We start from the raw sequence: 13,377 nt of genomic DNA on the forward strand, positions 1-13,377 counted from the left end.
CCGACCAGCCCCATCCTTCTCTTCCTCTACTGCCTGCCTGTTCTGCCAGGTGAGCACGGAGAGGAGCACCTTCTAGCAACGGCGAGCGGACGGCGTGGCTTTAGCAGGAAGGCCAGTCGTCCGCCGTGGCGGGTTGACCTCCTGCTGCAGCCGTTCGCCGTCCGCTGAGGACCAGAAGGGGAAAGGGAGTCTGCAGCTCGGCAGCTCGCTCAGAGCCAATCAGGTCAGGTCAGGGCGCGCGGGCAGCAGATCAGCGTGACCGCTCAAGATCTGCTGGCGCTCCTGCGGGGCCAGGGCTGCTCCAAAGAGGGCCGTGGGGGCACGTGTTCCCATATCGAAAGGCAGGTCGGTGCCAAGGACCACGCGCTCCGCTCCCAGCAGCGTTACCAGATAACGCAGCGGCTCGGCCCCATGCACCAGCGAATCGACATAGAGACGTCGCAGCAGGTCGAGCGGCGTCTGATGCAGATGAGATAGCTCGGGCCGGACCTGAGCCCCATGCTGCCAGCGTCCCACCACAAAGGGAGCTACCCCTCCGCCGTGGGCTGCCACAAAGCGGATCTGAGGATAGCGCTCCACTACGCCGCCGAAGAGCAACGAAGCCAGGGCAAAGGCCGTCTCCGCCGGATTCCCCAGCAGATTGCGCAGGTAGTAGCGTGTCAGGCGCTCGGAGCCCAGGACTTCCAAGGGATGAACGAGCACCAGGGCCTGACGGGCGTCCAGAGCCTGCCAGACCGGTTCCAGCTCGGGCGCATCCAGATTCCAGGCATTGACGCGCGTCAGAATCTCGATTCCCGCTAGATGAAGCCGATCCATCAGATGGGCGATTTCTTCCGCGGCCCGCTCCGGCTCCTGCAGCGGGGCCAGGCCCAGACCGTGGAAGGAGCGCGGATAGCGACGCACGACCGCGGCGATCGCCTCGTTCTGCTCGCGCAGAAGGGGCGCCGCCTCTGCACCCGCTAGCTCGTAGAAGGCCATGAAGGGCGGAGGAGACAGCACCTGAAGATCGATGCCCGTTGTCGCCAGCAGCTCCAGACGGGCATCGAGATCGTAGAAATCCTCGGGGCGGCAGGCGCTGCCCAGAGGAATGCCGCCAGTCTCCAGGATCGCTTCCTTACCCTCCCCTCGCCAGCGGGCCCCCAGGATGCGCCCGTCGGGAGCGCGAGCATGCATCTGGAGATGCTCACGCGCCAGATAATGGGCATGGAAATCGATAATCATACTGCCTCTGTCTGCTGTTAGTCTCTGCACCACGGTTCCAGCCAGCCTGAGCATCGAGCGGGTAGGCCCCACCGCGGGCCAGTGATTGGGTCTGTCGGTGGGCGCCTTGCCGCTCAGATGGGGGTCGCGGCAATCTCGAACGAGCGGCGCGTCAGACCCTCCACGTCGGCATCGGGCGTCTGATCGCGCTCCCACTGGCTCAGCTGTGACGAAATCTCGACCAGGGCCTTGCAGCGCTCGTAGCGCCGCTGCATAAAGCGATCCAGAGCCTGCGGCAGCGGGTCGCCGCTCGCCACCTCCTCAGCCAGGACGATCGCATCCTCGATCGCCATCGCCGCCCCCTGCGCCACATGGGCTGTCATGGCATGAGCCGCATCGCCGATCAGTAGCACACGCCCCCGATACCAGGGCGAAGGCAGCAGCAGCGTCTCGAAAGGCCGATAGATCACCTCCGACTCATCGGTAATGTAGCGATCGCGCACCAGAGCCACCGGCCCATCGAAAGGGGCGAGCCGCTCGCGATAGGCCGCCGGCAGGCACTCGCGCGGAAAGCGCGGCGGCGGTCCCGGAGGAGGCGTCTCCACCAACAGAATGTACATCAAGTCGGGAGCCAAGGGGATGAAGCCGGCCTTGCCGTAAGGGCCACCCTCGAAGAGCCAGCCCGTCGTAACGTCAGGCAAGCGTGGCACATTGCAGCGCCAGCAGACCTGGCCCACGTAGGTCGGCTGGTACTCCGAGCCAAAGACCAGGCGGCGCACCAGCGACTTCAGGCCGTCAGCCCCTACCACCAGGTCGTAGCTGGCAAAGGAGCCGTCGGAGAAGGTCACCGAGACCTCGCTCTCGGACTGCGCCAGGGTCGCTATCGTCAGGCCCAGACGGATCACCGCGCCGGACTGCCGCACAGCGTCCTGTAGAATGGCGTGCAGACGGGAGCGCGTGAGGCCATTCCCTGGAGGATAGCGCGGCCCCGCAATTTGAGGCTGGGGCACCTCGAAGAGAAAGGTCCCCTGGCGGTCGTAGAAGCGCACACCCCCCATCGGGTGCCCGGCGGCAATGCACTTTTCGGCCAGGCCAATGCGATCGAGGGCCCGCAGAGCATTACCTTGCTGGATGATCCCCACCCCATAGACGGACCACTGGGGATTAAGCTCGACGACCTCGACGTCGCAGCCGATCTGGCGCAGCGCCACTGCCGCCGTCAGGCCGGCGATGCCGCCGCCGACAATCAATATCTTCTGCGCGCTTTTGTCCATCGTAGGACACTCCATCTTTCGCTGAGGATTCTCCCACCGCCCGAGCGAGCTGGCTAGCCACGCCCGCGCCGACGGAAAGGATTGACCAGATCGGGATCGATCTGTGTGCCCCCGGTGGCCGCCGGCTCGGGGAAGGAGCCGCCCGGCGCCAGTGGGAAGGACTCCGTCATCGAGTCGGGCATGGCGGCGTTGCGGTACATGGTGTTCGATCCCTGCGAGGGCACCCAGCGCACCGGCTCCCAGTCCGGAATGTAGTTGCGATAGCCGCCCGAGTTCAGCTCGATACGCATGCCGCCCGGCTCGCGGAAGTAGAGATAGTATTGCTCGCCCATACCGTGCTGGCCGGGACCATACTCCATGCTCAGCCCAGCCTCCAGCAGGATGTCGGTGGCCCGCAGCAGGTCCTTGATCTCCGGGAGGAAGAAGGCCACATGGTTGACACGGCCCGCGATACCCGAGAAGTCGGCGACAAAACCGAGATCGTGCGACTTCTCGTTGGTGGTGATCTGCGTGAAGACAACGATCTCTGGCATCTCGTCAGGAACGGTATATTCCATGAAGCGGAAGCCGAGGGTGTCGCAGTACCAGTGGGTGTCTCGCATGACGTCGAGTGAAGCCACAGTGACGTGGTCGATCTGGCGCGGAGCCACGCCACGCCCGGTGAAGCGCTGCGGGCGAGCGGGATAGGTTGAGCGCAGCTCGGGCGGCGCGCTGTAGCGATCTACCTCCCAGAAGACTTCGTTGAGATGGCCACCAGGACCCCGGAAGCGATAGGCTGGGCCATGCCCCGGGCCGCGCTCGATCCATTGACCTTGCTGGCCAGCCGCTTCGATCTCCTTGACGGCTTGCTCTAGCTCTTCCGGCCCCCAGGTACGCCAGCCGATATGGCCCAGGGCCGGCTGCTCTCCAGCGGTGAGCACCAGACTGTGATGATAGAACTCTCCCCAGCAGCGCAGGTAGCAGGAGTCCCCAACCCGCTCGCTCAGCTCCATCCCCATCACCTCCGTGAAGAAGCGCAGAGAGTCCTCCAATGCAGGGGTCATGATCTCCACATGGGCCAGGTGGGCAAGCAAATGTTTGCTCATGGTCTCGTTCTCTCCTCATTGGGTGGTCGATAGCACCAACAGCGGTAGCAGCAGCATGACGTCCGGCGCGGCCTCGTTCGTCTCCCCCAGGAGCAGCGCCGACGCGATCGGCACCAGCCCACATCGGCACCCTCCGGCCCGGGTCCCAATAAGTGCCTGTCTGTCCGTTCGTCTGCCTGCCAGTCGCTGCCACCAACGGTAGAGCTGGCTTCGATCCGCAGTCAAGCAAGCAAGCATATAAGCAGAAGAGGCGCCGCTCTTGATTGACGCTCAACCAGTTCTGTGCTACCATAACAGCCAGGACGCTGCAGAGTGCCCGTCATGCCTCTCACAACGCTGTGAAAGAGCCTGCCTGCTCATTTGCAAACGACGGGCATCGCACCTGGCGCCTCATCTGACCGAAGGCTGTGTCTGGTAGAGCGATCTGTCCGTTCCTCCCTCCCGTTCGCCAGACTCGCTCACAGTGTAGCGAAGGGCGGGGGAAAGATCACTACCACTCGCTTCCGCTTTTCCCTTTCCGGTTGCTTCCGGTGAGGGAAAGCACCCGCTGCGCTCTGTCCACAAGAGGATACTGAAAGATGGAAGGACATCGATTTGGGAGCACGACGCCGTGGGCCATCACCGTCGGTATAAGCTCAAAGACGACCGCTTCGGTCTGCTGGCACTCACGCTGCGCGAGAAGGCCGGCCTGACACAGGCTGAGATCGCGACCATGCTCGGAGTGTCAGAGCGCACGATCCGTCACTGGGAGGGCGGCACGGCCTTCCCTACGAGCGAGAATCTGAAGAAGCTCATCGAGATCTATTGGCATTACGGCGCTTTCCATGAGGAGCACGCGCGCGACGAGGCCCGTACGCTCTGGCATCAGGCTGCCGAGAGCGCTGCCCGGCGTTCGATCCCCTTCGATGAGCTGTGGTTTGAGGAGCTACTCCAGACTCAGCGTCGCGTGCCCGCTCATCTCCGCCCCTCTTCTTCTGCCTTTGCCCCGGCTCCGACCCCTCCTGAAGAGTCGGCCACTGTCCCCACTGGACCGCTCCCGGCTCAGCTCGCACGCTCGGCCTCCGTCCCTCAGCCGACGACCGAGGCACACGCTGAGTGGGGCGAGGCCCCCGACGCTTCGGCGTTCTATGGCCGACAGCAGGAGCTGGCCACCCTGGAGCGCTGGCTGCTCTCCGACCATTGCCGCCTGGTCGTTGTCCTCGGCATGGGCGGCATCGGCAAGACCACCCTGGCGGTGCGTTTCGCTCAACAGGTAGCGCCCCGCTTCGAGCTGATCCTCTGGCGCTCGCTGCGCAATGCTCCCCCGCTCGATGAGCTGCTGGCCGATTGCATTCAGGCCCTGACTCAGCAGCAGGGTCTGGCGCTGCCATCTCAGCTCGAAGGACGCATGACCCTGCTGCTCGATCAGCTGCGTAAGCGACGCTGCCTGCTGATCTTTGATAACATGGAGACCTTGCTGCAGTCTGGCAGCTTTGAGGGACGCTATCGCGAAGGCTACGAAGGCTATGGCCGCCTGCTTCGTCAGGTGGCGGAGTGCACGCATCAGAGCTGTCTATTGGTAACCAGCCGCGAGCTGCCCGGCGAGCTAGAGCCGTTGGAGGGACCGCTCTCGCCGGTGCGCGTCCTGAAGCTGTTCGGTTTGGAGCGTGAGGCTATTCAGCAGCTGCTAGAGGAGCGCCGCCTCTCAGGCACGCCGCACGCCTGGGACGAGCTGGTACGCCACTACGCCGGCAATCCCCTGGCGCTGAAGATTGCCGCCGCTACTGTGCAGGAGGTCTTTGGCGGCCAGATCGAGGCCTTCTTGCGCGAGGGGCCGATGCTGCTTCACACGGTGCGTCAGTTGCTCGACTACCAGTTCGAGCGCCTCTCACCTCTGGAGCGCGACCTGATGTACTGGCTGGCCATCGAGCGCGAGATGGTCCCGCTAGAGGAGCTAAGCCAGGACCTGCTAGGAGCGGTCTCGCGGCGCGAGTTGCTGGCCGCGCTTAAGTCTCTGCGCTGGCGCTGTCTAGTGGAACGCGCCGAGCAGGGGGCGATTTTTACGCTGCAGCCGGTGGTGATGGAATATGTCAGCGAGCGTCTGGTCGAGGAAGTCTGCAACGAGATCCTGCAGGAGCGCCCCCGGCTCTTGCTCTCGCACGCGCTGATGAAGGCCAACAGCCAGGACTATATCCGTGAGAGTCAGATGCGTATGCTGCTGCAGCCGCTGCTAGAGCGTCTGCTCTCCTTCTGCGGCGACGAGCAGCGGCTGGAGGAGCGGCTGATGGCTCTGGCGGGTAGCCTGCGCGGGCTGCCCTACACGGCCCAGGGCTATGGTGGAGGCAATCTGGTCAATTTAGTGGCCACGCTGAATGGCCATGTCCGTGACAAGGATTTTTCTGGCCTGGCCGTGCGTCAGGCTTATCTGCAGGGCATAGAGGCCCAGCGGGCCAGTTTTGCTGCCGCCTGGCTGAGCGACTCGCTCTTCACGGAGCCGGTTGAGAGCATCGCCTCACTTACTCTCAGCCCCGACGGGCACCTGTTGGCTGTGGGCAGCTTCAGCGGGCAGATTCGCCTCTGGCACCTGACGGAAGGGCGCCCGCTATTGACGCTGCGCGGCCATAGTCGCATGGCCTGGGCCCTGGCCTTTAGCCCCGATGGGCGCCTGCTCGCCAGCGGGGGCTATGACCGCAGCGTGAAGCTCTGGCACGTCAGCGGCGAGGAGCGGGGGCAATGTTTTCGTCTCTTCCAGGGCCACGAGAAATGGGTGCGCGCCGTGGCCTTTAGTCCTGACGGGCGCCTGCTCGCCAGCAGCGGCATGGACCAGACGATTCGCCTGTGGGAGATCGAGACGGGCCGCTGCCTGAAGGTGCTCTATGGCCACATCGGACCCGTCTGGGATCTGGCTTTCAGCCCCGATGGTCGGTTCCTGGTAAGCAGCGGCAATGATGAAACGGTGCGCCTCTGGGAGGTTCAGTCGGGCGCCTGCTTACGCATTCTGCGCGGTCACAGCGGCGATATCATGGCGGTCGCCTTCCACCCACAGGGCGAGCTGTTCGCCAGCGGTGGCGAAGATGGCCTGGTCAATCTCTGGGACATGACCAGCGGGCACCTTCTGGCCACGCTGCGCCTGCATACGACGCGCGCGGCCACCATCGCCTTTAATCCCGAGGGAACGCTGCTGGCCAGCGGCTGCGACGACGGCGCGGTCGAGATCTGGCAATTGAACGGCGAGGCCCAGCGGCTGCGCATTCTGCACGGACACTCTACCTTTGTGAGCGCGGTGGCCTTCGGTCCCGCCGGCCTGCTGATCAGCGTCTCCTACAGCGGCAAGGTCAAGCTCTGGGATGTGGAGAGCGGCAAGTGCCTGCGTACCTTGCAGGGCCACAGCAGCGTGGCCCGCTCGATGGCCTTCAGCCCTGATGGGCGCTACCTGGTGCACGGAGACGATAACGGGCTGCTCCGCCTCTGGCTCCTGGAGCCTGGCGGCCAGGCCCGCTGCCTGCGCGCTTTCCAGGGCCATGCCGGCCCGATCTGGTCGATCCTCTTCCGCGACAGCCAGACCTTTATCAGCAGCGGCGACGACCAGGCGATCCGTCTCTGGTCTCTGAGCGAGCAGGAGCAGGAAGGGACAACACACTGCCTGCAAACCTGGCATGGCCATAGCGCCGTCATCTGGTCCCTGGCGCTCGCTCCCGACGGTCAGCTGCTTGCCAGCGGGAGCCACGATCGCACCGTCCAGCTCTGGGACCTGAGCCGCGAGGGCCAGGCCGCTTGCCTGAAGACTCTCCACGGTCATAGCTCGATGGTCTGGTCGCTGGCCTTCAACCCCGATGGCAGCCTCCTCGCTAGCGGCGATAACGACGGCGAGATCAAGTTGTGGGAGGTCGCCAGTGGGCGCTGTCTGCGGACACTGCAGGGCGAGGCCAGCCCTATCGGCGCCCTGACCTTCAGCAGCGATGGCCGCTTTCTGTTGAGCAGCAGCAACGACGGCAGCCTCAGTCTCTGGGAAGTAAGCAGCGGCTACCGCTGCCAGCGCTGGCCCGGCCAGGGGGCGCTCACCTGGTTTCGGGCAATTGCCTTTAGTCCCGATGCGCGCCTGCTCGCCAGCGGCGATGAGCATAGCCTGCGCCTGGGCCAGATCGACGGCCTGAGCTACCACCTCTGCGAGCAGGCGTTTGCCCGCCACCGTGGCCAGGTCTGGTCGGTGGCCTTCAGCACTGACGGCGAGCTGCTCGCCAGCGGCGATGACGACGGCGTGATTTTCGTCTCCCAGGCCAAAACTGGGGCCTGCCTCTACGTCCTGCGGAGCGAGCGCCCCTACGAGGGGATGAGCATTCGCCATGTGCGCGGCCTCAGCGAGGCACAGAAAGCCTCCCTCAAAGCCCTGGGCGCCTGCGAAGGAGGCAGCGAGGCAACGCCGCCCACACCGCCTACTCCCTCAAGCTAAGTGTGGGCGCTCCCTGGTGGCCCCGCGCTTTTTTCCTTTCCTTCCTTCCTTCCTTCTTCATGCAAGGCAGCCACCGCGGCTGAGCTGGTCTCTTCTCCACTGGCGTTGCAGGAGCGCGGCGGAAGCGTCCAGTGGACCGGAAGCAACCGGAAAAGCGAAAACGGAAGCGAACGGTAGTGAACTCTGACCCCGGTCCAGTTACACTGAGCAGCAGAGTGGAGGAACAGATGGCTGGTGCTCTGTGGACTGTGCCCGGGCCTGCGCTGCTTGCGGGTCACCGTCGTCGTTGGTGGCGTTCCTGCCGCTCTCGCTCCCCTGGAGCGGTCCCGTGCCGCATGGCTCCTGGGCGCCTCTCCCCCGTTCGGCAGCGCCCCAGGGGCCGGCGCTACGGGCGGCGTCCCCTCGGCGACCGGGCACAGCGCCGAGCACCAGTCGACAGGCAGAGACTGTTCACCACGCTAGCGAAGCGAAGCGGTAGGCAGCAGAGGAGGAACAGAGCGAGCATGGCCCAAGAACGCTTTCTTGTCACCGGGGCCCTGGGCTGCATCGGGGCCTGGATCGTGCGCAACCTTGTGCGCGAAGGCACCCCCGTGGTCGCTTTTGACCTGGGCCAGGACAGGCGGCGACTCAAGCTGATTATGGCCCCCGAGGAGCTGGCCCAGGTCACCTTCGTTCAAGGCGACCTCAGCGAGCTGGCAGTCGTGGAGCAGGTCATTGATCACTATGGGATCACCCACGTCATCCATCTGGCCGCGCTCCAGATGCCCGCTGTACGGGCCAATCCCCCGCTGGGGGCGCGCGTCAACGTCGTCGGCACCGTCAACGTCTTCGAGGCCTGCCGCCGCCGGACGGACCAGGTCCGGCGCATCGTCTACGCCTCCTCCGTGGCCGTCTACGATCCCAAGGCCGGCGGCCCGAGCGGCCTTGTCCAGCACGATACGCCACTGCGCCCTCACTCGCTCTACGGCGTCTTCAAACAAGCCAACGAGGGCACGGCGCGCATCTACTGGCAGGAGCACGGCCTTACCAGCATCGGCCTGCGCCCGGCGACCGTCTACGGCCCAGGCCGCGACCAGGGCCTGACCTCGGCTCCTACGCGGGCCATCCTGGCCGCTGTACTGGGGCAACCCTTCCACATTCCCTTTGGGGGACGGGGCGAGTTTCAATACGCCGATGATGTGGCCAAAACCTTCATTGCCTGCACACGCGCCCCTTTCGAGGGCGCCGAGGTCTTCAATCTGCATGGGACCGTCGCCCACATGAGCGAGATCGTCACCCTCATCGAGGAACTGCTGCCCGAGAGCCGTGGCCTGATTACCTTCGCCGAGCCGGCCTTTCCTTCACCCGAGGCCTATTCCGCCGAGGCCCTGAGCCACGTCATCGGCGAGCCACCGCAGACGCCGCTGCGCGAGGGCATCGCCGCCACGCTGGCCCTCTTCCGCGAACGAGTCGCAGGCGGTGAGATCAACGAGCGCTCCCTACAGGAAGGCAGCGCCGGCAACTAAGCGGCAACTAAGCGGCCGCTGCGCTGAAGCTCTCCAGCAGCCCAACCACGCCAGTGCGGGAAGGCCAGGAGCTTCCCCACTCGAAGCAGTTTGTAGACGAGAAAGGAAGAGAAGCGCTGATGATTGTGCTTGTGGCACGTTACTATGGCAAGCCAGGCCAGGGCGACGCCATCGAGGCCGCCCTCAAACAGATGGCGCCCCGGGTCGCTGCCAGTGAGCCAGGTTGCTTGCTCTATCACGCCTGCCGCTCGCAGGAGCACCCCGATCAGTTCCTGCTCTATGAGCAGTATGTCGACGAGGCTGCCCTGCAGCAGCATCGCGAAACGGAGCACTACCGCCAGCTTGTTGAAGGGACCATTCTGCCGCTGCTCGAGAAACGCGAGCGCGACCTCTATACACTGGTCGTTGGTCAGCCTCCAGCCTCCACAGAGCAGAGAGCAGGCGAGTAGCAGATGAGCACCCGATTTTTTGCCCTCGGTTCCTTTTCTATCGCCGGCTGCCCGCCATTTGCGGGCCTGGTTTTGGATGAGCGCGTGATCGCCGTCCACGCCCTGCAGCCACTTTGCGAGCGCCTCGGCCAGCCCCTGAGCGACGACGGGAGTGTCCTGGGTCTGTTGCAGCAGTGGGAGCGCAACCTGGCCGCCCTGCAGCGAGTCGTCGAGGTCCTGGCTGAGCCAGCCGCCGCCGCAGTCATCTCCGACCAGCACTGGCTCCCGCTGGCAGCCGTCCATGTTCACGCACCAATCCTCTACCCACGTCAGATCTTCTGTGCCGGCGCCAACTATCGTCAGCACGTCATCGAGCTGGCCACCGCCCAGGGTCACGGCGCCCACGACACCCGCGACGAGGCCGAGCGCCGCGCCCTGGCCGAGCGCATCATGGATGCCCGCATCGCCAACGGCATCCCCTACGTCTTCACCAAAATCCCATCGGCCATCACTGGCCCCTACGATCCCATTCCTCTGCCTGCCGACAGCACGCAACCGGACTGGGAGCTAGAGCTAGGCGTCGTGATCGGACGACCCGCACGCCGCGTTAAGCGCGAGGAGGCGCTGGCCTACGTCGCCGGCTACACCATCGTCAACGATCTGACCTGTCGAGATCGCGTCTACCGTCCCGATCTGCAGGCCATCGGCAGCGACTGGCTGCGCAGCAAATGCCCGCCGGGCTTCCTTCCGACCGGGCCTTTTCTCGTGCCAGCCAGCTTCGTGCCCGATCCCCAACAGCTCCACCTGACCCTCAAACTGAACGGCCAGGTCATGCAGGACGAGGGGAGCGATGACATGATCTTCGGCGTCGCCCGCCTGATCGAGTACATCTCTCACTACGTGCAGCTCTGGCCCGGCGACCTGATCTGCACTGGCTCGCCGCGCGGCAACGGCATGCACTACCAGCGCTTCCTCCAGCCCGGCGACGTGCTAGAAGGCAGTATCAGCGGCCTCGGCACCCAGCGCAACCGCTGCATCGCCGAGGAGGAGAGCGACAGCTAAAGGCCGCCGGACCAGACCCAGGCAAAGGAGAGCAGCAGCATGGTGTCCTCAGCCAACCCACTCAAAGACTGGCGGGTCGATCGCCACAGCATCCGCACCATCGGCCATGATCTGCAGCGCCCGGAGTGCATCCTGGCCGAGCGAGATGGCACCCTCTGGGCCGCCGATGCCCGCGGCGGCGTCATGCGCATCAACCCTGACGGCAGCCAGCAGCTCATTTTGCCCGTGGTCGAGCGCGCGCCAGACGCGGAGCCGACCCAGGCACAGGAGGACGGCACCAGCTTCGAAGAGCGCTATGTCCAGGCTCAGGGATCGCTGCCCAACGGCCTGGCCTTCGCCGAGAACGGCGATATCATCATCGCTAATTGGGGGACCGACGCCGTCGAGATCATGACGCGCGACGGGCGCCTGCGCACCCTCTACCGCGAGATCGACGGCCAGCCGCTGGGTAAGGCCAACTTCGTTCTGCGCGACAGCAAAAATCGTATCTGGCTCAGCGTCAATACCCGCGAGCACCCCTGGACCAACCAGCTCAACACACGCACCGCCGATGGCTACATCGCCCTCATCGACGAGCATGGCATCCGCATTGTCGCCGAGGGCTTCTGCGGGACCAATGAAATCCGCCTCGACGCGCGCGAGGAGTGGCTCTACGTTGTCGAAAGCACGGCCTGGCGCATCAGCCGCCTGCGCGTCCAACCCGACGGCTCCCTGACCGATCGCGAGATCTACGGTCCCTCACGCCTGCCCGGCTTCCCGGATGGCTTCGCCTTCGATGCCTACGGTAATCTCTGGGTGACGCTGATCTTTACCGACCAGCTCATCGCCATTACGCCAGAGGGCGAGGTCCTGACCCTGCTCGACGATAGCCATCCCGAGACGCAGGCGCGCCTCTTCGCCCACTACGAGAGCCACACGCTGACCCCCGAGATCCTGGCGGCCACCCACGGCACCATCGCCCCCTGGCTGGCTAGCCTGACCTTCGGCGGGCCAGACCTGCGCACCGTCTATCTCGGCAGCCTGCGCGGAACCACTATCCCCTATTTCCGCAGCCCGGTTCCCGGCCTGCCAATGATCCATTGGCACTAAGCAAAGCCACCGGCACAGCGCACAGAGGAGCCTGCGAAGGCCGCCGGACGCCAGGTCGCCTCTGGCCTGGCCCGGCAGCCGACCTGGCTTTCCTTTGCGCCCGGACAAAGAAGCATACGAGCACAAAAGCTGAGCCATTACCTACTCCTATCAGCATCATCATAATCATAAAGAAGAGAGGCCAAACACTTATGTCCAGGCAGCAAAAACCGCCCTCCCTCGCTGCATTGACAGCAGCCGGCGCACGCTGGTTCCAGGTTGCCTACGCCGTCAACGATCTCGCCGAGGCCCAGCGCTTCTTTCAGGAGACGCTCGGCGTGCCCCGCTTCTTCGTCATCGAAGACATCCAGTTTCGGGCTTACACCTATCGCGGACAGCCGGCCTACTGCCGCCAGCATGTGGCCTTTGGCTACGCCGGTCCTCTGCAGATCGAGCTGATGCAACCGCTCGAAGGAGAGAACAGCCTGACCGCGTTCCTGCGCCAGCGCGGCCCAGGCGTGCATCATCTGGGGCTGGAGGTTGATGACCTTGAGCAGGTGCTGGGGGCCCTTCAGGGAGCCTCAGCCCCCGAGGGAACAGAGAAGGTGACTATTATTGAGAGCGGGATCGCTGGCCAGGGCACCCGCTTCGCCTTCCTCGATACACTGGCCAGCAGCGGCACCTACCTTGAGCTGGTCACCCTCGACGAAGAGAATCGCGCCCTTTTCGAACGCATCCGCCGCGGCGACTTCTAGGCAGGCCAGAGCGCGGCGGTCCACCGGCAGACCGGACCGCATCACTCCCGAATTCAACCGATCAGGCGGCGATGGAGGGAGAGGAAAGCCACCTTCCTGTGGGGAGCAGCCTAACCAAGCGCCGCCGCGGCGTCGGCGGCTGCTTACCCCCAGCAGCCTTGCCTCTGCAGAGCAGGCGGGGGCAAGGGCCTCCTACGCGGCGGCGAGGCTACCGGTCAGACCACCCCCTCGGCTTCGCGCCACAGGAAGGATCTCCGGTCTTGCGGCGACCTTATTTCTTGCTCGCGCCAGGCAGAATGCGGTTCAGGCGCGTGCCACAGACGGGACAGGTACCCTGCAGCGCCGCCCGCCCATTCTTCATCGTCACCTGATGCGCATCCTTGATTTCCCGCTTCTCTTTGCACTTGACACAATACGCCATGTCTGCCATAACTTACATTCCTTTCCGTCTAAAGCTTATGTACACGACAAACGACCGTCAGTCACGGTAGTTAATCGTGCCCTGCCCCTCGTACTTCACGAAGGACAGAGGCTATCTAGGTACACGACAATATTACTCTCTCTGGTTCAT

Annotated in this window: 11 protein-coding genes; 7 read left to right on the top strand and 4 right to left on the bottom strand. The window is 64.6% G+C overall.

Going from position 1 to position 13,377, the window contains the following annotated elements:
- Nucleotides 1-219: 219 nt before the first annotated feature.
- The 3 genes from N688_RS17010 to N688_RS17020 all read right to left on the bottom strand — a co-directional run bounded on the left by N688_RS17010 (nt 220) and on the right by N688_RS17020 (nt 3,559).
- Entirely contained in the window at nt 220-1,221 is a 1,002-nt protein-coding gene (locus N688_RS17010) for an amidohydrolase family protein (RefSeq protein WP_052890398.1), read from the bottom strand.
- Nucleotides 1,222-1,334: 113 nt separating this feature from the next.
- Nucleotides 1,335-2,474, bottom strand: coding sequence for an FAD-dependent oxidoreductase (locus N688_RS17015; protein ID WP_052890399.1), 1,140 nt, complete (start codon nt 2,472-2,474; stop codon nt 1,335-1,337).
- A 53-nt stretch (nt 2,475-2,527) separates the two neighbouring features.
- Complete coding sequence (locus N688_RS17020) at nt 2,528-3,559, bottom strand: VOC family protein (protein WP_052890400.1); 1,032 nt, start codon at nt 3,557-3,559, stop codon at nt 2,528-2,530.
- A 610-nt stretch (nt 3,560-4,169) separates the two neighbouring features.
- On the opposite strand from N688_RS17020, the gene N688_RS17030 reads away from it, so the two are divergent.
- The 7 genes from N688_RS17030 to N688_RS17055 all read left to right on the top strand — a co-directional run bounded on the left by N688_RS17030 (nt 4,170) and on the right by N688_RS17055 (nt 12,806).
- Complete coding sequence (locus tag N688_RS17030; RefSeq protein WP_052890402.1) at nt 4,170-7,988, top strand: WD40 domain-containing protein; 3,819 nt, start codon at nt 4,170-4,172, stop codon at nt 7,986-7,988.
- Nucleotides 7,989-8,222: 234 nt separating this feature from the next.
- Nucleotides 8,223-8,450: a hypothetical protein gene (locus N688_RS22970; protein ID WP_156025482.1), complete on the top strand. Its 228-nt coding sequence runs from the start codon at nt 8,223-8,225 to the stop codon at nt 8,448-8,450.
- Nucleotides 8,451-8,491: 41 nt separating this feature from the next.
- On the top strand, nt 8,492-9,493 hold the full coding sequence (locus N688_RS17035) for an NAD-dependent epimerase/dehydratase family protein (RefSeq protein WP_052890403.1): 1,002 nt from the start codon (nt 8,492-8,494) through the stop codon (nt 9,491-9,493).
- A gap of 119 nt (nt 9,494-9,612) precedes the next feature.
- On the top strand, nt 9,613-9,942 hold the full coding sequence (locus N688_RS17040) for a putative quinol monooxygenase (protein ID WP_052890404.1): 330 nt from the start codon (nt 9,613-9,615) through the stop codon (nt 9,940-9,942).
- Nucleotides 9,943-9,945: 3 nt separating this feature from the next.
- Nucleotides 9,946-10,983 (top strand): fumarylacetoacetate hydrolase family protein, encoded by a 1,038-nt coding sequence (locus tag N688_RS17045; protein WP_052890405.1) that lies wholly within the window; start codon nt 9,946-9,948, stop codon nt 10,981-10,983.
- Nucleotides 10,984-11,022: 39 nt separating this feature from the next.
- A complete protein-coding gene (locus N688_RS17050; RefSeq protein WP_052890406.1) occupies nt 11,023-12,072 on the top strand; it encodes an SMP-30/gluconolactonase/LRE family protein in 1,050 nt (349 codons plus the stop codon).
- Nucleotides 12,073-12,263: 191 nt separating this feature from the next.
- Complete coding sequence (locus N688_RS17055; RefSeq protein ID WP_052890407.1) at nt 12,264-12,806, top strand: VOC family protein; 543 nt, start codon at nt 12,264-12,266, stop codon at nt 12,804-12,806.
- 271 nt (nt 12,807-13,077) lie between these two features.
- On the opposite strand, the gene N688_RS23400 is transcribed toward N688_RS17055, so the two are convergent.
- The gene (locus N688_RS23400; RefSeq protein WP_052890408.1) at nt 13,078-13,236 is read right to left on the bottom strand and encodes a DUF5679 domain-containing protein; all 159 of its coding nucleotides are present in this window, start codon (nt 13,234-13,236) and stop codon (nt 13,078-13,080) included.
- Between the last annotated feature and the right edge of the window lie 141 nt (nt 13,237-13,377).

This window comes from Thermogemmatispora carboxidivorans, from assembly GCF_000702505.1.
Classification (GTDB): Bacteria; Chloroflexota; Ktedonobacteria; order Ktedonobacterales; family Ktedonobacteraceae; genus Thermogemmatispora; species Thermogemmatispora carboxidivorans.